We start from the raw sequence: 6,394 nt of genomic DNA, 5'->3' as shown, positions 1-6,394 counted from the left end.
CGGTGCTGGTGGCACGGCCGGTGCCTGTGCCGCGGCCGGTGCCTGTGCCGCTGCCGGTGCCTGTGCCGCTGCCGGTGCCTGTGCCGCTGCCGGGGACTGTGCCGCTGCCGGGGACTGTGCCGCTGCCGGGGCCGGGGCAGCAGTGGGTGCAGCGGGCGGTTCCGGTACGTGGCGGAGGAGGTGCGTGGGCTTGTCGTACCCGGTGCTGGACGCGGCGGGCGGGACGGCGGCGGACGCACACGCACCCGGCGCCGCCTGCTGCGCGGCTCCCATCCGCAGCGGCTCCCCCGACAAGTGGCTGGAGCCGTCCGGCTCGACGCGGAGCGGGACGACATAGCCGATGCGTTCGTCGTGGACGGAGGCGAGCACGGCGTGGCCGGAGGCGATGGCGATGCGGTGGAGGCGGTCGAGGACGGCCTGCTGGATCTCCTCCGCGGGCCCGGCGACCACCGGCACCCCGCCGACGGACGCGCCGGCTCCGACCGTCCCGGTGACGGGGAGAGGGACATGGACGTCGATCGGCACTGCCGCAGGGTCCGCCGCGTGTGCGGCCTCTTTGTGTTCCCGCTTCTTCTCGCGGCTGAGTCGAGCCATCGTCCCCTCATTCGGGTCGTACACCTGTCTTCGAGTGTGTCCGCTCACCGGCGTTTCTCACGTCACCGCGATGTCACAGGCTCGTCCCAACGCCCGTCCGTCCCGGCCCGGTACGCGCGGCCGTGGCATGAGGATCGGGATGACGAGGCAGGAGAGGGGGCATGCGGACAGGTATGCGACTAGGACCGGAGATCTGGCTCCGCGGGCCGGTACCGGCACCGGAGGCGACGGGCCCGGAGCCGGGCGGCCCGCCGGAACCCGCCCCGGCGCGGGTGAGCGCCCGGGCCTTCTCCTGGGTCGGCACCCACGGCGGCGCCGGCGTCTCCACGCTCGCCGCGGTCTACGGCGGTCACGACAGCGGGCGGACCTGGCCGGGCCCCGGTGATCCGCAGTCCGTCCTGCTCGTCGCGCGGACGCATGCGACCGGCCTGGACTCGGTGCTGCCGGCGGTGGAGCTGTTCCGGTGCGGGGAGGCCCCGCAGGGGCTGGACCTCGATGCCGTGGTGCTGGTGGCGGACGCACCGGGACGGCTGCCGCGACCCCTCGCCCAGCGGATCCGGCTCATCGAGTCCGTGATCGATGTGTACCGCGTGCCCTGGGTCCCCGACTGGCGGCTGGGCGACCTCACCGGCCGCCCGCCCCGCGAGTCCGAGCCCCTGGCCCGCCTGACCGGAGCGGCGCGCTGAACACCGGGCAGCCGTCAGCTTTGGAGATCGCCACCGCCGTACGCACCCGCACCCTGCGGGCCGTCGACGTGACCGCCCGGACCCTGGAGCGCATCGACCGGGCCGACCCGGAGCTCTGCGCCTTCCTCGACGTGTGGGGTGAGGAGGCGCTGCGCCGGGCCGGTGAGGTGGACGCGCGGGTCGAGGCGGACGAGCGGCTGCCGCTGGCCGGGGTGCCGATCGCGGTGAAGGGCCGGCACGGACTGCGGACTGCGGGCCCGCTGCTCGCGGCCGGGTGCGTCGCCGTGGGCGCCACCTCCGTACCCGGTCCGGGAACCCCCTGGCAGACCTGGGGGCTCGGGGCGCACGGCCGTACCGTCAACCCATGGCGCCCGGACCGTACGCCGGGCGGCTCCTCGGCCGGTTCGGCGGTCGCGGTGGCAGCGGGCCTGGTCCCGCTGGCGACGGGCAGCGACGGGGCGGGGTCGGTGCGGATCCCGGCGGCCTGGTGCGGGGTGATGGGCCTGAAGGCGACGGGCGGACGCCTCCCGTCCTCCGACCGTACGGGCCTGGCCGCGCCCGGTGTCCTCACCCGCACGGCGTCGGACGCGGGGGCCTGGTGGCGAGCGGTGTCCGGCGAGGAGTATGCCGGTCGACGCGCCTTCCCCGTGCCCGCCGTCTGGTCCGCCGACCTCGGCTTCGCGACCCCGGACCCCGAGCCGGTGGCACTGGCCCGCGCGGCGGCCGCCCGCCTGGCCGACGCGGGCGTCCTGCGTCTCGTACGCCCCTCCGCGCCCCCGCGTCTCCTCGACCCGGCCCCGGCCTGGTCCGCCCTGCGTGCCCGCTCCGGTGATCTCACCGACGCCCACCGAATCCGCGCCGAGAACGACCGCTGCCTGGCCGCCCTGCTCACCGACGCCGACCTGCTGCTCACCCCCACGACCCCCACCGCGCCGCACGGTCACGACGGTCCGGGCGACCGCTACTCCACGGCGCTCACCTGGGCGTTCAACCTGAGCGGCCACCCCGCACTGACCCTCCCGGCCGGTCTCGGCACCGACGGCTGCCCGGCCGGGCTCCAACTGGTGGCGCGGCACGGAGGGGAGACGCTGCTGCTGGCGGTGGCGCGGGAGGCGGAGCGGCAGGCGGCCCTTGCCGATATTACTTGCATATGCATATGATGCACGTGCCTGTAACTGATCTGGGGTCCGCGCCCGACGCCGACCACCCGCCACACCCTGAGGGATTGACCATGACCCGCCGCTTCCTCTTCGTCCTGGGCAGTGCCCGCCCCGACGGCAACACCGAACTGCTGGCCCGCCGGGCCGCCGAACAACTGCCGCCGGACGTGGAGCAGCAGTGGATCGACCTGGCCGCCCACCCGCTGCCCGACTTCGAGGACCTGCGTCACGACACCGACCACGTCCGCCCCACCGAGGGCAACGTGGCCGAGCTCCTGGACGCCACCCTCGCGGCCACCGACGTCGTGATCGCCTCGCCGCTGTACTGGTACTCGGTCTCCGCCCACACCAAGCGCTACCTCGACCACTGGTCGGGGTGGCTGCGCACGCCCGGCCTCGACTTCAAGGCGACCATGGCGGGCCGCACCCTGTGGGGCGTCACCGCCCTCGCCCACGAGGAGCAGGAGGTCGCCGACCCCCTCGTCGGAACCCTGAACAACTCCGCCGCGTACCTGGGCATGCGCTTCGGCGGCGTCCTCCTCGGCAACGGCAGCAAGCCGGGCGACGTCCTGAACGACACCGAAGCCCTCGCCCGGGCCAAGACGTTCTTCACTCAGGAAGCCCCGCTCGCCCGCTTCCCTTACGACGGCTAGGCGGTGATGTCCTTCGCCGTGAACCGCGCCCAGGCCGCCGAGCCGAACACCCCCGCGTAGAGGGCCTGGAGCCCGAGGTTCCTGGTCAGGTCCTCCCAGTAGACCGGCTCGCGCATGAGGTCGGCGAAGGACAGCCAGTAATGGGAGAAGAAATAGGGGTGCAGAGCGTCGAGTTGGGGGATCTGGTCGAGGATCTGCACCGTGATCAGCAGCCCCACCGTGGTGGCCATCGCCGCGATCCCGCTGTTGGTCAGGGTGGACACGAAAAGGCCGAGAGCGGCCACCCCGACCAGGGACGCGGCGACGACGAGGGCGATGAGCAGAGCCCTGCCGAGCCCCTCGGCGAAGCTGATGCGGGTGCCGGAGATGGTGGTGAGGTCGCCGAGCGGGAACAGCAGCGCGCCGACGGTGAGCGCCGAGACCGCGACCACGAGGGTGGCGACCAGGCAGAACGCCAGGACGGCGGCGTACTTGGTGAGCAGCAGGCGGCTGCGGCCCGCCGGGGCGACCAGCAGATAGCGCAGCGTGCCGGCGTTCGCCTCACCGGCGATGGCGTCACCCGCGACGACCCCGACGGCCATGGGCAGGAAGAACGGCAGGGTCGCGGCCAGCGCGGTGAAGACCAGGAACAGCCCGTTGTTCGTGATCTGCGAGATGAAGGCGGGCCCCTCGCCTCCCCCGCCACCGGCCGACGAACCGTCGCCGGTCTCGATCTTCACCGCGATGCCGACCAGCACCGGCACGGCCGCCAGCACCCCGAGCAGCGCTAGGGTGCGCCAGCGCCGGAAGGTGGTCAGCAGCTCGCTGCGGAAGAGCCCGAAGGTCCACAGCCACCGCACGCTCCTGACCGTCACCTCAGCCCGCGACATCGAAGCCCTCCCCGGTCAGCGCGACGAACGCGTCCTCCAGAGAGGCCCGTTCGACCCCGAACCCGCGCACCCGCACGGCGGCCCTCACCAACGCGGCGTTCACCTCGGCGAGATCCCGTTCGGGCACCTCACCGGACACCCGCTCCCCCTCGACGACGACATCACCGACCCCCTGCTCCTTGAGCACCCGGGCCGCCTCCGCCGTGTCCGGCGTGGTGACCACCAGCCGCCCACGCGCCCCGGCCGCGAGTTCCGCGACGGGACCTTGTGTGATCAGCCGCCCCCGCGCCATCACGGCGGCATGCGTGCACACCTGCTCGATCTCGTCGAGCAGATGCGAGGAGAGAAAGACGGTCGTGCCGTCCGACGCCAACTCCCTGATCAGCGCACGGATCTCCCGCATCCCCTGCGGATCGAGCCCGTTGGTCGGCTCGTCCAGGACCAGCAGCCGACGCGGCTGGAGCAGCGCCGCCGCGAGCCCCAGCCGCTGCTTCATCCCGAGCGAGTACGCCTTCGCCTTCTTCCCGGCGGCCGCCGACAGCCCCACCCGCTCCAGCGCACCCGCGACCCGGGCCCGCCGGGTGCGCGGATCGGCGGTCGGATCGGCGGCGTCGTAGCGCAGCAGATTGTCCCGCCCGGACAAGAACCCGTACAGAGCGGGCCCTTCGATCAGGGCACCGACCCCCGGCAGTACGGCCCGCGCCGCCCGCGGCATCGGCCGCCCCAGCACCCGCGCCGTACCCGACGTGGGCTCGATCAGCCCCATCAGCATGCGGATGGTGGTGGTCTTGCCGGAGCCGTTGGGACCGAGGAAGCCGAAGACGCTGCCCGCGGGGACGACCAGATCGAGGCCGTCGACCGCGAGTTGACCACCCCTGTACCGCTTGGTGAGCGCGCGCGTGACGATGACGCCGTCACCCGCCTCGGCCCCGCTCGGCTCCGGTTCGATGACGGACGTCTCGCCCATCGGCTCCCTCGTTCCCTGTCGGCTGCTGGGGACCCTACTTCCCTTCCTCGGCCGCCTTCACGAGGGCGTCCTTGGTGACGGCGCCCACGTAGACGGTGCCGTCCTCGGTGAGCAGGGCGTTGACCAGACGGGTGCTGAACACCGTGCCGGTGCCGAAGTCGCCCTTGACCTGGTCGCCGAGCGAGCCGAGGAAGCCGCCGGCGTCACCGGCGGGCAGGCCCTCGCCACCGGTGTCGAAGGTGGCGATGGAGTTCCACCCCTCGCCGAGCACCTTCATCCCGTCGAGCCCCTCGAGGTCGTCCGGCTTCGGCGCCTTCTCGGGCTCACGCTCGCCCTGGTCGAGTTCGCCCTCCTCGGTCACCTTGGCGCCCTTGGGCGGGCTGAAGTCGAACGTCGAGGCGGCCGGCTTGCCGAAGCTGACCTGGTTGAAGCCGACGTCCACGACGGCGGCGCCGCCGCTCGCCGGGGTGAGCGTGAACTTCAGCGGCATACCGGTCTCGTGGTCCACGGCGATGCTGATGGCGCCGACCGTGGAGCCGGACTGCTTGGGCTTGACGACGAGCTTGTAGGCGTCCCGGCCGGCCACCTGGGCGGTGCCGTCGACGGTCACCGACGTGGTGTCGTCGACCGACTTCAGCGCCTCCTCGGCGAAGTCCTTCGGGGTGGCCGGGGGCTGCTCCTTGTCCTTGCCGGCCGGGTCGACGGTGCCGTGGTAGACCTCGTTGGACTTGCTGTCGTAGCCCCAGACGTCCTTGCCGTTGTGGATGAGGCTGTACTCGGCGGCGTCCTCCAGGAGCGACACCTTCTGCCGGTCCGGCCCGTCGACGGCGACGCGCAGGGTGTGCGTGCCGGACGCCAGTTCCGTGAGCTTGGCCGAGGGGTCGGCCGACGAGCCGCCCTCACCCCGCTCCATGGCACCGGACGCGAAGCTGCTCTCCAGCCCGCCGAGGTCGGGCAGACCGAGATCGGTGCTGATCTTCACGGTGCCGGAGAGCTGCTCGACGTCCGACTGCGCGATCTTCTCTATGAGCTGCGCGGCGGTGATCTTCGGCAGGTCGGGGTCGCCGGAGTCGGCGAGTGCGGGGACGAGGCCGATGGTCGCGGCCGCCACGCCCATCACCGTGACCGGAACGACGTACCGCGCGGCCCTGCGCCGGGCCTTGCTCGGCTCGTCGGCCTCCCCTGCGGTGGTGTGGTCGTCGGATTCGTACGGTGCCATGTGTGCGCTACCTCCGTGGTCGGCGGCGGCGGTCTCGCCCTGAGCCGCCATTCTCACCCGAACCGGTGAGAAGTGGTGATGTCCGTCGTCCTCCATCTGACCAAACCCGGCCCCCGGTTACGTCAGCCCGCGGACTCAACTCCGCGTACTGCTGGGGTATGACACGGGGGCGTTTCTTCTCCGCCGACCAGTAGGGGACGACGGGGGGGGAGCTGTTGCCCTGCGTGGGGGCGGGCCGGGGGTGGG

The 6,394-nt window shown here is 72.8% G+C and carries 6 protein-coding genes and 1 pseudogene; 3 read left to right on the top strand and 4 right to left on the bottom strand.

Translation table 11 applies throughout. The annotated features are described in order from the left end of the window. A pseudogene (locus N4P33_RS31095) lies at positions 1-594 on the bottom strand (tetratricopeptide repeat protein); the annotation flags it as partial. Between the two features lie 161 nt (positions 595-755). Here N4P33_RS31095 and N4P33_RS31090 point away from each other — a divergent pair. The 3 genes from N4P33_RS31090 to N4P33_RS31080 all read left to right on the top strand — a co-directional run bounded on the left by N4P33_RS31090 (position 756) and on the right by N4P33_RS31080 (position 3,093). After that, entirely contained in the window at positions 756-1,280 is a 525-nt protein-coding gene (locus N4P33_RS31090) for a DUF6668 family protein (RefSeq protein WP_260830285.1), read from the top strand. Between the two features lie 20 nt (positions 1,281-1,300). Then, a complete protein-coding gene (locus N4P33_RS31085; RefSeq protein ID WP_260830284.1) occupies positions 1,301-2,440 on the top strand; it encodes an amidase in 1,140 nt (379 codons plus the stop codon). A 71-nt stretch (positions 2,441-2,511) separates the two neighbouring features. Next, on the top strand, positions 2,512-3,093 hold the full coding sequence (locus N4P33_RS31080; protein ID WP_260830283.1) for a flavodoxin family protein: 582 nt from the start codon (positions 2,512-2,514) through the stop codon (positions 3,091-3,093). Here N4P33_RS31080 and N4P33_RS31075 read toward each other — a convergent pair. From N4P33_RS31075 to N4P33_RS31065, 3 genes are read right to left on the bottom strand one after another with little or no spacing between them, the layout of a single operon-like run. Further along, positions 3,090-3,962 carry an ABC transporter permease gene (locus N4P33_RS31075; protein ID WP_260830282.1) on the bottom strand — a complete coding sequence of 291 codons (873 nt, stop codon included), beginning with the start codon at positions 3,960-3,962 and terminating at the stop codon, positions 3,090-3,092. The two genes, N4P33_RS31080 and N4P33_RS31075, sit on opposite strands and share 4 nt — an antisense overlap. After that, on the bottom strand, positions 3,949-4,929 hold the full coding sequence (locus N4P33_RS31070) for an ABC transporter ATP-binding protein (RefSeq protein ID WP_260830281.1): 981 nt from the start codon (positions 4,927-4,929) through the stop codon (positions 3,949-3,951). Before N4P33_RS31070 ends, N4P33_RS31075 begins: the two co-directional genes overlap by 14 nt. Before the next feature lie 34 nt (positions 4,930-4,963). Next, positions 4,964-6,148 carry a DUF2092 domain-containing protein gene (locus N4P33_RS31065; protein ID WP_260830280.1) on the bottom strand — a complete coding sequence of 395 codons (1,185 nt, stop codon included), beginning with the start codon at positions 6,146-6,148 and terminating at the stop codon, positions 4,964-4,966. Positions 6,149-6,394 lie beyond the last annotated feature (246 nt).

The organism is Streptomyces sp. 15-116A (assembly GCF_025290915.1).
Lineage (GTDB): Bacteria > Actinomycetota > Actinomycetes > Streptomycetales > Streptomycetaceae > Streptomyces.
This window is presented reverse-complemented; position numbering and strand designations above follow the sequence as displayed.